Origin of the sequence: Stenotrophomonas sp. STK16_22 (assembly GCF_051984505.1) — a bacterium.
GTDB classification, from domain to species: Bacteria; Pseudomonadota; Gammaproteobacteria; order Xanthomonadales; family Xanthomonadaceae; genus Stenotrophomonas; species Stenotrophomonas maltophilia_A.
Window position 1 is genome coordinate 3,543,820 of sequence record NZ_CP196972.1, and the last position, 14,164, is coordinate 3,557,983.

At 67.3% G+C, this 14,164-nt stretch carries 9 protein-coding genes; 6 read left to right on the forward strand and 3 right to left on the reverse strand.

Translation table 11 applies throughout. The features are described from left to right. The first annotated feature begins 32 nt into the window (after positions 1–32). Positions 33–1,442 carry a multidrug transporter subunit MdtD gene (gene mdtD / locus ACSYAO_RS16580; protein WP_010482759.1) on the forward strand — a complete coding sequence of 470 codons (1,410 nt, stop codon included), beginning with the start codon at positions 33–35 and terminating at the stop codon, positions 1,440–1,442. Positions 1,443–2,072: 630 nt separating this feature from the next. Here mdtD and ACSYAO_RS16585 read toward each other — a convergent pair. Both ACSYAO_RS16585 and ACSYAO_RS16590 read right to left on the reverse strand, forming a co-directional pair. Continuing rightward, positions 2,073–5,600 carry a hybrid sensor histidine kinase/response regulator gene (locus ACSYAO_RS16585; protein ID WP_149909229.1) on the reverse strand — a complete coding sequence of 1,176 codons (3,528 nt, stop codon included), beginning with the start codon at positions 5,598–5,600 and terminating at the stop codon, positions 2,073–2,075. A gap of 96 nt (positions 5,601–5,696) precedes the next feature. Beyond that, positions 5,697–9,242: a hybrid sensor histidine kinase/response regulator gene (locus tag ACSYAO_RS16590; protein ID WP_149909230.1), complete on the reverse strand. Its 3,546-nt coding sequence runs from the start codon at positions 9,240–9,242 to the stop codon at positions 5,697–5,699. A 165-nt stretch (positions 9,243–9,407) separates the two neighbouring features. On the opposite strand from ACSYAO_RS16590, the gene ACSYAO_RS16595 reads away from it, so the two are divergent. Genes ACSYAO_RS16595 through ACSYAO_RS16605 form a run of 3 tightly spaced genes read left to right on the forward strand, consistent with a single transcriptional unit; the run spans position 9,408 to position 11,199 of the window. Continuing rightward, the gene (locus tag ACSYAO_RS16595; protein WP_049461928.1) at positions 9,408–10,040 is read left to right on the forward strand and encodes a YceI family protein; all 633 of its coding nucleotides are present in this window, start codon (positions 9,408–9,410) and stop codon (positions 10,038–10,040) included. A 10-nt stretch (positions 10,041–10,050) separates the two neighbouring features. Further along, positions 10,051–10,623 (forward strand): cytochrome b, encoded by a 573-nt coding sequence (locus ACSYAO_RS16600; RefSeq protein WP_005410672.1) that lies wholly within the window; start codon positions 10,051–10,053, stop codon positions 10,621–10,623. 3 nt (positions 10,624–10,626) lie between these two features. Further along, on the forward strand, positions 10,627–11,199 hold the full coding sequence (locus ACSYAO_RS16605; protein WP_010482754.1) for a YceI family protein: 573 nt from the start codon (positions 10,627–10,629) through the stop codon (positions 11,197–11,199). A 98-nt stretch (positions 11,200–11,297) separates the two neighbouring features. Here the strand turns inward: ACSYAO_RS16605 and ACSYAO_RS16610 are convergent, their stop codons facing one another. Continuing rightward, positions 11,298–11,528 carry a glutaredoxin family protein gene (locus ACSYAO_RS16610; protein WP_149909241.1) on the reverse strand — a complete coding sequence of 77 codons (231 nt, stop codon included), beginning with the start codon at positions 11,526–11,528 and terminating at the stop codon, positions 11,298–11,300. Between the two features lie 100 nt (positions 11,529–11,628). On the opposite strand from ACSYAO_RS16610, the gene ACSYAO_RS16615 reads away from it, so the two are divergent. Continuing rightward, positions 11,629–13,011, forward strand: coding sequence for an L-serine ammonia-lyase (locus ACSYAO_RS16615; RefSeq protein WP_024956918.1), 1,383 nt, complete (start codon positions 11,629–11,631; stop codon positions 13,009–13,011). 121 nt (positions 13,012–13,132) lie between these two features. After that, positions 13,133–14,128 (forward strand): alpha/beta fold hydrolase, encoded by a 996-nt coding sequence (locus tag ACSYAO_RS16620; RefSeq protein ID WP_149909231.1) that lies wholly within the window; start codon positions 13,133–13,135, stop codon positions 14,126–14,128. The last annotated feature ends 36 nt before the right edge of the window (positions 14,129–14,164 follow it).

Genomic DNA, 14,164 nt, shown 5'->3' on the forward strand with positions numbered 1-14,164 from the left:
TGGCGTCCCCCACGCTGCACCGGCCGCACCCCATGTCCACATCGCCATCGACCTACAACCGCCAGCGCCCCCTGCTGTGGCTGGTTTCGTTGGCGATCTTCATGCAGATGCTGGACTCGACCATCGTCAACACGGCCTTGCCGGCGATGGCGGCCAGCCTGGGCGAAAGCCCGCTGCAGATGCAGTCGGTGGTGTTCAGCTACGCGCTGGCGGTGGCCACTTTCATCCCTGCCTCCGGCTGGATTGCCGACCGCTACGGCACGCGTCGTACCTTCCTGGTAGCGATCATCCTGTTCACCCTTGGCTCGCTGGCCTGCGCGCTGGCCCAGCACCTGCACCAGCTGGTTGGGGCACGTGTGCTGCAGGGTATCGGCGGTGCGATGCTGCTGCCGGTCGGACGCCTGGCAGTGATGCGTTCGGTGCCGCGTGAGGATTTCCTGCGCGCGATGAGCTTCATCGCCATTCCGGCACTGGTCGGCCCGTTGATCGGCCCCACGTTGGGTGGCTGGCTGGTCGAGATCGCATCGTGGCACTGGGTGTTCCTGATCAACCTGCCAATCGGCGTGATCGGCTTCATCGCCGCGATGAAGATCATGCCCGACCACTACGCCAGCCATCGCACCCGTTTCGACCTGCGCGGCTACATCATGCTGGCCTTTGCGATGGTGGTGCTGTCGCTGGCGCTGGACGGCATCTCCGGGCTCGGTACGCCACATGCGCTGGTGATGCTGATGACCGTGGCCGGCCTGGCCGCACTGGTCGGTTACTGGCTGCATGCCGCCAACTCCACCGCGCCCTTGTTCTCGCTGGCCCTGTTCCGCGTGCCCAGCTACCGCATCGGCATCCTTGGCAACCTGTTCTCGCGCATCGGCAGCAGCGCCATGCCGATGCTGATCCCGTTGCTGCTGCAGGTCGGCCTGGGCCTTGGCCCGATGAACGCCGGCCTGATGATGGTGCCGGTGGCGGCGGCCGGCATGGTGTCGAAGAAGCTGGCGGTGAAGCTGGTCGAGCGCTACGGCTACCGCCGCGTGCTGATGGTCAACACCGTGCTGGTGGGCCTGGCGATGGCCAGCTTCATCCTGATGACACCCGGCCAGCACCTGGCCTGGCGCCTGCTGCAGCTGGCGTTCTTCGGCGCGGTCAATTCCCTGCAGTTCACCGTGATGAACACCGTGACGCTGCGTGATCTGGATCGCGAGTTCGCCAGTTCCGGCAACAGCCTGCTGTCAATGGTGATGATGCTCGCCGCCGGTTTCGGTGCCGCGGCGGCCGGCAGCCTGCTGGCCGCGTTCGGCAATCACCTGGACAGCAACAGCGCCACCGCGGCACTGCATGCGACGTTCCTGTGCGTGGGCGCGATCACCCTGACCTCGACGATGATCTTCTGGCAGCTGCCGGACACCAAGCCGGAGCCACGGCAGGTCGAGCACGTCGCGGAGTGAGGGGGTTCGGCAGGGTTGCACCCTGCACCCGCAGAGGCCCAACCCGAAGCAACAGCAACAGCAACAGCAACAGCAACAGCGAGCATTCCGTGGGATGGCGGGGCAGTGTGGGCTTGCAGGACACGCCGTAAACCCGTCCATGGGGGCTCGATGGCGCCATCCATGGCGCCAACGGTCCTGCAAGCCCACACCGCCCCACCTCTGACAGGTTCACGCGGCTGTGGGTAACGGCGACTGTTGGAACGCGCGGTTGTTGGTAGGTGTCGACCTTGGTCGACACACCTGTCAGATATCGAATTCCAGATTGGGGTCAGAGCCCGTTGCGCGCCAACGGGATCCGACCCCGTGCTCCGACAGATCGCGGAAAACTGTCGAAGGCGGGGTGGGTTCGGTTGTGGGGGCGTGAGCCGCATGGGCCCGAGGCATGCCTCGGGCGAGTTGGGCAGGAGGCCCAACCCCGGTCTTGCCGTGTGCGCAGGACAGCGCACACGAGCAAGCGGCGACCGAGCTTACATGGACGTACTTGCAGCGTCCCCCGCAACCGGACCCACCCCGCCATCCCACGGATTGCACGCTTTTGACGTTGACGTTGCTTCTGCAGGTGCAGGGCTGCAAGCCCTGCAATAATCCCTACCTTCCCATCACCCTGGCAATCGCTTCCACCAGCAGTTCCCCGGTCACCGGCTTGCGCAGGAAGCCACCGATGCCGGCCGCCTCCACCTGCTGCTGCAGGTCCGGGTCGGTACGTGCGGTCACCGCCAGCAGTGGCAGCATGTAGCCCTGGTTGCGCAGATGCTGGGCCAGCTCGAAGCCGCTCAGGCCCGGCAGGTCGAGATCCAGCAGGCCGACGTCGAAATCACCGGCACTGATCTCACGCAGTGCCGCCAGCGCATGGCCCGCATGTACCACCTCGTGCCCGCGCGCACTCAGCAGCCCGCGCACCACATCGGCCACAGTCGCGTCGTCCTCCACCAGCAGTACCCGCAATGGCGGCATGTTGGCCGCGTCCTCGCGGTGCGTTTCACCATCTGCTTCGGCATCGGCATCGACCACCATCGGCAACGGCAACGTCACGCCGAAGCAGGTGCCGCGACCGAGCTGGCTCTCCACCTGGATCCGCCCCTGCATCGCATGCGCCAGTTCGCGGCAGATCGCCAGGCCCAGGCCACTGCCGCCGTACTGCGCCGCGGTACGTGCACCATCGGCCTGCTCGAAGCGGCGGAACAGGCGTTGCTGTTGCTCCTGGCTGATGCCGGGGCCGGTGTCGCGCACTTCGAAATGCAGAGATCGCAGCTCGGCGTCGCTGCGCGCGTGCAGGGTGATGGTGCCGCGGCTGGTGAACTTGACCGCATTCGAGAGCAGGTTCAGCAGGATCTGCCGTACCCGCATCGCGTCGCCGGTGGCCTGCAGGCCGGGCGGCAACTGGTTGTCGAGGGTGAAGCGCAGGCCCTTCTGTGCAGCCAACGGGCCCATCAGCGCCGCCAGGTCCTGCAGCAGGCAGCTCAGCGCGAACGGCTTGGACTGCAACTCCAGACGGCCCGATTCGATCCGCGCCAGGTCCAGCGCATCGTTGACCAGATGCAGCAGGTGCTCGCCGGCGTGGCGGATTGATTGTGTATAGCCGCGCTGCTGCGGATCCAGCGGTGAGGACAGCAGCAGCTCGCTCATGCCGAGCACACCGGTCATCGGCGTGCGGATCTCATGACCAAGGTTGGCCAGGAAGCGGGTCTTGGCCGCCGACGCCTGCTCGGCCAGCTCCTGCTTGTGCAGCGCCAGCTGATAGGCGTGGCGACGCTGCAGGCGGCGACGGTACAGCCAGGCGAACCAGCTGGTCAGCAGCAGCGCGAACGAGGCCAGCACCAGCAGGCCGGACAGGCTGCGCCACCACGGTGGCTGCACGCGGAATTCCAGGCTCTGCACCCGTGACCAGACATGGTCGGCCGACCGCGCCTGCACTTCCAGCCGATAGCTGCCCGGTGCCAGCCGCGAGAACAGGCGCTCACCGGCCGGTCCCACTTCCACCCAGTCCGGGTCATAGCCGGCCAACCGGTAACGATAGGTATTGGACGCCGAATCGGCGAACGACAACAGGCGCGCGACGATGCGCAGATCGCGGTCGCCATCGGCGATCTGCAACGGCGTGTCGTGGGTGAGGTCCAGCACCTGCTCGTTGCGGCGCACCTCCACCCGCTCGATCACCAGCGGCGCACGCCGCATCGAGGGCCGCACCTGCTCCGGGTCGAACACCACCACACCGGCCGGCGTACCCGCCACCAGATGGCCGTCTCCCGACATCACCAGCGTGTGCTCGCGGAATTCCTGGCTCGGCAGGCCGTCATGCACGCCATACAGGCGCACGCTCTGGCCATCGGCGCCGATGCGCACCAGGCCACGCGCGCTGGTTGCCCACGCCACCCCCTGTGCATCGACCACCAGCCCCGAAGCGGAGATCGCCAGGTAGCCCTGCTCGGCACCGATCACGGCCTGCCGCTGCAGCCGGCCCTGGCTCCAGCGGTAGCGCGACAGGCGGCCATCCTCGGACAGCCAGACCTGGCCATCGCTGCCCACGTGCAGTGCATGGATCGCGGTCGCCGGTGCGCCCGGCACCGGCTGGAAGCGCTCGCTTTCCGGCAGCCACTGCAGCAGGCCTCGGCTGCTGGCCAGCCAGATATGATCCTGCGGCCCGCATTCCACATCGAGATTGAGCTGGCCCTGCTGCAATCCGCGCTGGCCATTGTCCAGCTGGCGCCGCAGGCGCCCATCCAGATCGCGCTGCTGAAGACCCGACGGCAGCATCAGCCAGAGGCTGTCACCATCACAGGTCATCATCGATTCGATGACCCCTTCCATGGTCGCGTCGGCGCCGGCATCCCGGCCCCAGCGGCGCAGATCTCGCCGCTTCGGGTCGTAGCGCAGCAGCGCGTCGTTGGAGCCGATCCAGACCTGGCCGCGGCGATCCTCGCGCACCGAGGTCAGCCAGTGCATGCCGTTGACCCAGGTGCGGTGCTGTTCGATGCGGCCGGTCTTCGGATCGAAGCGGTCCAGCGCGCCGTGGCTGCCGACCGTCCAGATGCCGCCGTTGCTGGACGGGCTGGTACCCAGCACGAAGGCATTGCGCAGCGAGCGCGGGTCGTCCTCCAGCCGCGACAGCACCGAGAACTGCCACCAGCGCGGCAGCAGGTGCCACAGGCCGGCGTTGGTGCTGGCCAGCCAGATGCCCCCCTCGCGATCCTCGTAGGCGCCGGTCCAGTTCGGGCGTACCGGGCCACGCGCCACCGCGCTGTACAGCGGCACGGCCTGGTACTGGCCATCGACCGCGCGGCCAAGGCCGGTGCGGGTGTCCAGCCAGTGCCCGCCCTGCTCGTCGCGCAGCATCATGCCCAGCACCTGTTCGCCTTCGGGCAGCTTCCAGGACGGTGCCTCGAAACGACCATCGGGACGACGCACGATGGCACCGGCCATCGTGCTGATCCAGAGGCTGCCATCGGGCTCGGCCGTCAGGCCATTGATCAGCAGGCTGGGAACAATGCCGGCCCCAACCCGTTCAAAGTCCGTGCCGGTCCAGCGCGCGACACCATGCTTGGTGCCGATCCACAGGCTGCCATCGGCCAGGGTTGCCAGATAAGGCACCGATGCGGCGGGCAGGCTGCGTGGGTTGTTCGCTTCGGGCAGGAAGCGCTGCAGCCGGTCCTGGTTGTCCAGGCGGTACAGACCACCTTCGTGGGTGCCGAACCAGACTGAACCATCCGGCGTGGTGGCCAGGCTCCAGACCGTGTTGGTGCCCATCAACGGCTGGCTGCTGCGGTCGTAGAAATGCAGCTGGCGGCGATCGGCCGACATCCGCACCAGACCGGCGTTCTCGGTGCCGATCCAGAGCTGGTTGCGGGCATCGACCAGCACCGTCCAGATGCGGTTGTCGCGCAGGCCGTCTTCCGAGCGCCAGATCCGGTAGTTGCGCCCGTCGTAGCGGGCCAGACCGTCGTTGGTGGCGATCCAGAGGTAACCGTAACGATCCTCGGCCATGCGGTTCACGGTATTGGACGGCAAGCCGTCGAACACCGTCACCTGGCGCGGGCTCGGTGGCACCGGCTGCGCCGCAGCGGGCGACAGGCAGCACAGGAGGACCAGCAGCAGCATCGCCGCCCGCAGATACACCACCGATTGCCTCCTCACGCTGCTTCTGATGATTCCCGCACTACGGGCGTCGGCATGGTAAACCGAAAGTCGCGCCGTTCACGCCCGGCGCTGGCGCATTCAAAGGGCGGTTTGTCGTTTTGCGCGCGCCTGGGCAATGGCAGTCACCAGCATGTCACCGGTCACCGGCTTGCGCAGGAAGCCATCGAACCCGGCCGCCAGGACCTGGGTCTCGGCGTAGGCATCGGAGCGCGCGGTGACCGCCACCAGGGGGAGTTCATAGCCCATGGTACGCAGCTGGCGAGCGATGGCGGTGCCGTCCAGCGCGGGCAGATCGAGATCGAGCAGGCCCACGTCAAAACCATCGGTGGCAATCTCCGAAAGCGCGCCCAGGCCATGCAGCACATGCACCACGTCGTGGCCACGGCCACGCAGCAGGCCGGCGATGACCTCGGCCACGGTCGCGTCATCTTCCACCAGCAGGATGCGCAGCGGCGGCAGCACCGGCAGCACCGGCGACTCGCCCGGCGCATTGGCGGCCTGCCGGATCCAGGGCAGCGGCAACCACACCCGGAATCGCGCGCCCTTGCCCGGCTGGCTGTCCACTTCGATGCGTCCGTTCATGGCCACGGCCAGCTCCTGGCAGATCGCCAGGCCCAACCCGCTGCCGCCATAGCGCGACGCGGTGCGCGGGCCGTCCGCCTGTTCGAAGCGATGGAACAGCCGGTCCTGCTGCTCGGCGTTGATGCCCGGGCCGGTGTCATGCACTTCGAAGCGGAGTCCGCCACCGTTCTCTTCCAGGCGCACGGCCAGGCCGACGTGCCCGCGCTCGGTGAACTTGATTGCATTGCCCAGCAGGTTGAGCAGGATCTGCCGCACGCGCATCTCGTCGCCGCTGACGCTGATCGGCCCCGGCGGATCGCCCCCACGCTGGAACCCCAGGTTGCGCTGCTTCGCCATCGGCTCCATCAACGCCTGCACCTGGTCGAGCAGGCCAGCCAGATCGAACGGGCGCAGGTCGAGCTCCAGCCGGCCGGCCTCGATGCGGGCCAGATCCAGTGCGTCATTGACCAGCCGCAGCAGGTGGCTGCCAGCCTGCTGGATCGAGCCTGCATAGCTGCGCTGCACCGCATCCAGCGGGGTGGCCAGCAGCAACTCGCTCATGCCGAGCACACCGGTCATCGGCGTGCGCACCTCATGGCCCAGCGTGGCCAGGAACCGGCTCTTGGCCTGGGAGGCCTGCTCTGCCAGTTGCTGCTTGTGCACGGTCAACTGCCATTGCTGGCGGCGGCGCAGGCGCGCACGGATCGACCACACCAGGATAAGCAGCAGCAGCGAGCCGATCAGCAGGTAGCCGAAGATCGCCATGCCGCTGCGCCACCAGGGTGGCAGCACCTTCACCTGCAACCGCTGTGAAGGCGTCCACGTGCCACTGGCCGTTGCCGCCTGGACTTCAATGACGTAGCTGCCGGTCGGCAGCCGCGACAGCGTGCGCTGGCCGTCACCGCCCTGCTCCACCCAGTTCTGGTCGTAGCCCTGCACCCGGAAGCGGTAACGGTTGCCCTGCGGATTGGCATAGGAAAGCAGTCGCGCATCGATCTGCAGATCACGATCATCCGGCCCCAGCAACAGCGTGCCGGTGGTCGGCAGCGGTTGCCAGCCGCGGGCATCATCACGCCGCACGCGGACCTCGGCGATCACCAGCGACGACGGCGGCAGCACCGCATCGGCAGCATTCACATCGAACACGACCAGGCCGGTCTGGGCCACCGCGAGCACGCGACCATCGGCATTCACCGCCGGCGGCCTGCTGGTGAACTCTGCGTCGGGCAGGCCATCGCGTTCGTTGAACTGCTGCAGGCGGCGCGTCTTCGGGTCCCACCGCAGCAGGCCACGTGGCGTGGTCGCCCACAGGCGGCCGTCTTCGGCAAGCGCCAGTCCGCCCATGCTGACCGAGGGCACGCCAGCACTGCCATCGATGCGCTGGATCAGGCGCAGGCTCATGCCATCCCATTGGTAGCGTTCCAGCGCGCCCTGCCGGGCCAGCCACAGCTGCTGCGGATCCACCCACACCAGATCGTAGATCAGCCCGCGCGAAACACCCGGCACCGCTTCGAAGCGCCCGGCCTGTTCACGCCAGATCCCCATGTCGCCCATCACCCAGGCCTTGCCCTGTGCATCAAAGCGGATCTGCTCAACCGGTGAATCGGCGGTCTTGCGGAGATCCTCCAGCGGGTAACTACGCAGCACGCGGCCATCGGCGCTGCGCTGCTGCAGGCCCAGGTTCATCACCGACAGCCAGACCGTGCCATCGGGGGCCTGCCGCATCAGATCGATGCGCTGGCGCAGATCGGCTCCCCCATCGATATGCCAATCGTGCAGCGCGCGGGTGGCCGGGTCGTACACGCTGATGCGGCCGGCACGCCCCAGCCACAGGCGCCCGTCCGGCCGCGGCAGCACCGACCACACCGCCCCGCTGCCGATCTCGCGATCGCTGGCCAGCAACTTCAGTACTCCCTGCGCGTCCAGCTGGTACACGCCATGCGCTGAGCCGACGTAGTAATTCCGACCATCACTGGCTGCACTCAGCAGGTACTGGCTGTCCAGCGGCTTGCCGTCGAGCTGGTTCCAGATCGAAAACCGGCGCCAGTCCGGCGGCAGGTAGGCCAGGCCCTGGGTCAGCAGCGCCACCCACAATCCGCCCTCATGGTCCTGCATCAGATCAAGCACACCGCTCTGGGCAGTGAGGAAGCCACTGCCGCGGTCGCCGTCGAGCCGCCGCAGCATGCTGGCATCTCCACGCAACAGGCCATCGGAGGTGCCCGCCCAGTAACCGCCCTGGCGATCGGCCAGCACCAGTGCCGAACGCAGGTGTGCACTGTCGGCCCAGCGCGGACGGCTGACCCGGTCCTGCGCGTCGATACGGTAGAGGCCGTCATTCTGGCTGCCGGCCCAGATCGAGCCATCGGGGTCGCGGCTCAGGCGCAACACACTCAGCGCCCCCAGTTCGCGCGGCGCGACAGCCTCGAATCCAGTCCCGTTCCAGCGCGCAATGCCCGCCTCGGTGCCGATCCACAGTCGCCCCTGCGCGTCGACAAGGCTGCTGTAGATGGTATTGCTGGGCAACCCGCCAGGACGGGCCGGATCATGCTCGAAGAAGCGCAGGCTGCCGTCTTCACCGAAACGGCAGACGCCATGGCCACTGGTGCCGATCCACAGTGCATCCTCGGCGTAGGCCAGCGTCCAGAACTGGCTCATGCAGGGGCCGTTGACCGCATCGAAGGTCTTGAAGCGTTCGCGGTCGGCATCCAGCCGGGCCACGCCCTTGCCATTGATGCCGACCCAGACGCGGTCCAGGGGATCGACCAGCAGGGTCTCGATCTCGTTGCCGGGCAGCGAGCCCGGCTGCTCCGGATCATGTTCCCAGACCCGCAGGTTGCCGCCGTCATAGCGCACCAGGCCACCATCGGTGGCCGCCCAGATATGGCCCTGGCGGTCCTCGGCCAGCGCCAGCACCATGCGCGAGGGCATGCCTTCAGCTGCACCGAAACGGCGCAGGCGCGGTGTTTCCGCCATGTCGAGGGCCGTGGCCGCCGTGGCGAACGCCATCAGCAGCAGCCCCATTCCCGCGATGCCTCGGCACCACAGGCGCCAACCGCTCGTCATCCTGAACCCCCTGTCCTGTCCCGATTGTCACACAGGGCCGGGTTCATGGCTGCAACAGCCTGTTTCCACCGGTGGACCCACCACGAACTGTTGCAGCCATGCACGCAACGTTGGCGGGGGGCTGTGCGTATGATCGCAACGTCCCCCTTCCGGAGCCCGCCATCGATGCGTCCCTGCCTGGCCCTGCTGCCGATGCTGCTCGCCACCGCCCCCGCCTGGGCGGATGCAGATACCTATCGCCTCGATCCGGTGCATACGCGTGTGCTGTTCACCATCGACCACGCGGGTTACTCGCAGGCGATGGGGACGGTCTCCGGCAGTGAGGGCCGCCTGCAGTTCGATCCCGACAACTGGCGCGAGGCCACACTGGATGTCGAGGTCCCCGTGTCGCGATTGGACCTTGGTGATGCCAAATGGAATCAGGCCACGCTGGCCCGCAGCCTTCTGGATGGCGAGCGTTTCCCGAAGGCACATTTCGTCTCCAGCCGGGTCGAACCGATCGATGCCAGGCGCGCCCACGTGATCGGTACCCTGACCCTGCGCGGCGTCAGCCAGGAAGTCACCCTGGACGTGACCCTCAACGCCATCAAGCGCTACCCCCTCCCCCCGTTCCGACGCACCGCCGGTTTTTCCGCCAGCACCACGCTGAGCCGGCGCGCGTTCGGCATCACCGCCTGGCCGGGCGTCATCGGTGATGCAGTACAGCTGAGGATCGAGGCTGAAGCCACCCTCGACCGCAGCGACGCCCCGGGAACTCCCGCTCCCGTTCCGCACTCCGACCCCAAGACGGCCCGCTAGAGGACCTTTCATGACCGCCAAGAACACCCCCGCCGCCTGGGGGAGTGTCAGCCAGATCCTGCATTGGTTGATCGCACTGCTGATCCTCGCCCTGGGCGTGGTCGGCCTGACCATGGGCGAACTGCCCAAGACGCCCAAGTACTTCTGGGTCTACACCGCACACAAGTCGATCGGCATCACCGTACTGGCGCTGGTGCTGTTCCGCCTCGGCTGGCGCCTGTACGCCGGCGCCCCCAAGCCGGTGCCGGGCGTGCCCAGCTGGCAGGAGCGCATCGCCAGCGCCACCCACGTGCTGTTGTATGTGCTGATGTTCGCCATCCCGCTGTCGGGCTGGCTGTACGACTCGGCCAGTGGCCTGCGCCCGTTCCGCTGGTTCGGCCTGGTTGATGTGCCCAAACTGAGTGGCCCGGATCCGCAGGTCGTCGCGGTGTCCCACGCCATCCACGAATACGGCTTCTGGCTGTTGATCGCGGTGGTGCTGGCCCATGCCGGCGCTGCCTTCTACCACCACCTGTTCCAGCGCGATGCAACGCTGTCCCGCATGTTGCCGCGCGGCTGGCTCGCCTCCCCTCAGAAGGACTGACCGATGAACCTGAAACTGACCACTCCGGCCGCCGTGGCCGCCGCCCTGGCCGGCATGCTGGCCACCGCCCCGGCGCTCGCCGCGGACTACGCCCAGGCCCCCGGCGCCGGCTCGATCCTGGTGTTCGCCACCAAGTACGACGGCGAAGTGTTCACCGGCAGCTTCCCGGGCTTTGCCACCAAGCTCAGCTTCGACCCGGCCAACCCGGCCGCCGGTTCGCTGGACGTGGTGATTCCGCTGGCCGGTGCCAAGAGCGGCAACAGCGACCGCGACTCGACCCTGCAGACCGCCGACTTCTTCAACGTCGGCAAGTTCGCCACTGCGCGTTACACCGCCAAGGGCTTCCGTGCGGTGGGCAACGACCAGTTCGCCGCCGACGGCACGCTGGAGCTGCGCGGCGTCAGCAAGCCGGTCACCCTCACCTTCACCTGGAAGCCGGGCACCCAGCCGGTGTTGACCGGCAAGGCCACCGTCAAGCGCCTGGACTTCGGCGTCGGCAGCGGTGACTGGGCCGACACCAAGACCATCCCGGACGAAACCGCGATCAGCACGATCGTGAAGTTCGACGCGAAATGATCAACAGGCCGGGCACCGCCCCGGCCATCATCTCCGGTGGTGCCGGCCGCTGGCCGGCAACCTCACCGATGCGGGCAGGTGCCGGCCAGCGGCCGGCACTACCGATCGACGGCCAGCCACGCCCGAACCGCAGCCGCATCGAACGGCCAGTCCAGCTCACGGTCGCCGCGCTCGTCGCGCAGCACCGGCACCCGCGCGCCGTAGCGCGATTCCAGCGCTGGCTGGTCATCCAGGAACACCGATTCGAATTCCGGCGCCCGGGCCTTGGCCAGCTCGGCCAGCGCCATGTCGCACAGGTGGCAGTCGTCACGCTGGAACAGAGTCAACACCGGCAGGGTCCCCTTGGTGGAAATGCTGCGCCGCAGCCATTGAAGTGCGGCGTGAACCGCTAGAATAGCGGTCTCTTCCGGTACCCGCAGTACGGCAACCATGGCTGTCAGCACGTTCGACGTTTTCAAGATCGGCATTGGCCCGAGCTCCTCGCACACCGTCGGGCCGATGAAGGCCGCCGAGCGATTCATCCACCGCTGGCTGCTCGACCCGGGCCGCCTGCACGAGGTCGCGCGCATCCGCGCCGATGTCTATGGCTCGCTGGCGCTGACCGGCCGCGGCCATGGTACCGACAAGGCGATCCTGCTCGGCCTGGAAGGGCAGCGGCCGAACCTGATCGACCCGGACATCATTCCGGCGACGCTGGAGCGCATCCGCAGCAGCAAGCGCATCCAGCTGATGGGCCAGCACGAGATCGCCTTCGACGAAAAGCGCGACCTCGGCATGAACAAGCGCCAGAAGCTGCCGTACCACACCAACGGCATGCGCTTCACCGCGTACAACGCCGAGGACGAAGTAATTGCCACCCGCGATTACTACTCGGTCGGTGGCGGCTTCGTGGTCAACCAGGACGACGCGGCCGATGACCGCATCGTGCCCGACGAGACCCCGCTGCCCTACCCGTTCAAGAGCGGCGACGAGCTGCTGGCGCAGACCGCACGCAGCGGCCTGAGCATTGCCCAGTTGATGTTCGAGAACGAGAAGTGCTGGCGCAGCGAAGACGAGATCCGCGCCAACCTGCGCGAGATCTGGAGCGCGATGCAGTCGTGCGTCGCGCGTGGCATCCGCGAGGAAGGCGTGCTGCCGGGTGGCCTGAAGGTCGGCCGTCGTGCACCGGCGCTGTACCGCGAGCTGTCGTCGAAGCCGGAAGCGGCGATGCGCGATCCGCTGACGACGCTGGACTGGGTCAACCTGTACGCACTGGCGGTGAACGAAGAAAACGCCGCCGGTGGTCGCGTGGTGACCGCGCCGACCAACGGTGCAGCCGGCGTGCTGCCCGCCGTGCTGCATTACTTCGACCGTTTCTGCCCCGGCGCCAACGAGCAGCGCGTGTTCGACTTCCTGCTGACCTCGGCGGCGATCGGCATCCTGTACAAGGAAAACGCTTCGATCTCCGGTGCCGAAGTGGGTTGCCAGGGCGAAGTGGGCGTGGCCTGCTCAATGGCGGCCGGCGGCCTGGTCGCGGCGCTGGGCGGCAACCCGAGCCAGATCGAGAATGCTGCTGAAATCGGCATGGAACACAACCTGGGCCTGACCTGCGACCCGATTGGTGGACTGGTGCAGATTCCGTGCATCGAGCGCAATGCGATGGGTGCGGTGAAGGCGATCAATGCCTCGCGCATGGCGATGCGCGGCGACGGCAAGCACAAGGTGTCGCTGGACAAGGTGATCAAGACCATGCGCGATACCGGCCGCGACATGCAGGACAAATACAAGGAAACCAGCCGCGGTGGCTTGGCGGTGAACGTCATCGAGTGCTGATGGCCGCAGCCAGGCATGGCCTGGCTCTACCCTGCAGCCGGGCGTGAGCCCGGCTCAACATCGGACGACGTCGTCACCGCGTTCCGGTTAGGCTCGGGGCTCCCTCGCCCCGGACTGCCCCATGCGCGTGATCGCTGCCGCCCTGCTTGCCTGCCTGCCACTGCCTGCGCTGGCCGCGCCCACTTACGGGCCGCGGCTGGAGGGTTTCGACTACGGCTATCCGGTGAAGACCTTCGGGCTGGAATCGCAGCGGCAGCCGCTGGAGATGGCATACCTGGACATCGCGCCGAAGAAGGCGCCCATCGGCGTGGTGGTGCTGCTGCACGGCAAGAACTTCTGTGCCGCCACCTGGAAGGAATCGATCAAGCCACTGGTCGCCGCCGGCTACCGGGTGATCGCCCCGGACCAGGTGGGCTTCTGCAAATCCAGCAAGCCCGAGCGCTACCAGTATTCGTTCGCGCAGCTGGCCGCCAACACCCATGCCCTGCTGCAACAGCTGCAGCTGGGTGATGTACCGGTGCACCTGGTCGGTCATTCGATGGGCGGCATGCTGGCGGTGCGCTACGCGCTGATGTTCCCGCAGGACCTGCGCAGCCTGTCACTGGTCAATCCAATCGGGCTGGAAGACTGGAAGGCGCTGGGTGTTCCCTGGCGCAGCGTGGACACGTGGTACGCCGGCGAAATGAACATCAGCTATGACAGCATCCGCCGCTACCAGCTGGACGTGTACTACGACGGCAAATGGAAGCCGGCGTATGAACCGTGGGCGCGGATGCAGTCGGGCATGTATGAAGGCCCGGGCAAGCAGGTCGTTGCGTGGAGCCAGGCACTGGCATCGGACATGGTGTTCAACCAGCCGGTGGTCTACGAACTGAAGAATCTGCAGGTGCCGACCACGTTGTTCATCGGCCAGAAGGACCGCACCGCGATCGGCCGTGACCTGGCGCCGCCTGCGGTGAAGGCGACGCTGGGCAATTATCCGGTGCTGGGCAGAGCAGCGGCGGCGGCCATTCCGGGCGCGACGCTGGTCGAGTTCGCCGAACTGGGCCATTCGCCGCAGGTGCAGGACCCGAAGCAGTTCAATGCGGCATTGTTGAAGGCGTTGAGGTCGCGTTGAGATTGCGGGCCCGCCGGGCATGGCCCGGCGAGCGCA